The organism is Staphylococcus sp. EG-SA-14 (genome assembly GCF_017151935.1).
Classification (GTDB): Bacteria; Bacillota; Bacilli; order Staphylococcales; family Staphylococcaceae; genus Staphylococcus; species Staphylococcus aureus.
The window spans coordinates 1-319 of record NZ_JACVZM010000081.1; the positions used below are offsets into that span (position 1 = coordinate 1).

A 319-nucleotide genomic window follows, 5' to 3' on the forward strand; every position below is an offset into this window, starting at 1 on the left:
ATACAATACTTCGTATTGAATGGCTTCGCTTTCCTAGGGTGCCGTCTCAGCCTCGGTCTTCGACTGGCACTGCTCCCTCAGGAGTCTCGCCATTAATACTACGTATTAACATGTAATTTTACTTTTACATACTTTAAAAAAATAAGACACTTTGCCCAACTTACACTACCAATAGAAACCTCTGTTAGAATTCCTCAAAATGATATTTCGCGATATGTTAATGAAATTGTTGAAACGATACCTGATAGCGAATTCGATGAATTCAGACATCATCGTGGCGCAACATCCTATCATCCAAAAATGATGTTAAAAATCATCT

1 protein-coding gene is annotated in these 319 nt (G+C 37.6%); it reads left to right on the forward strand.

The window, feature by feature from the left end; all coding sequences use genetic code 11:
* Positions 1–141: 141 nt before the first annotated feature.
* Positions 142–319: transposase (locus tag IDG63_RS14370; protein WP_077448393.1), on the forward strand; the 178-nt coding region annotated here is incomplete at its 3' end.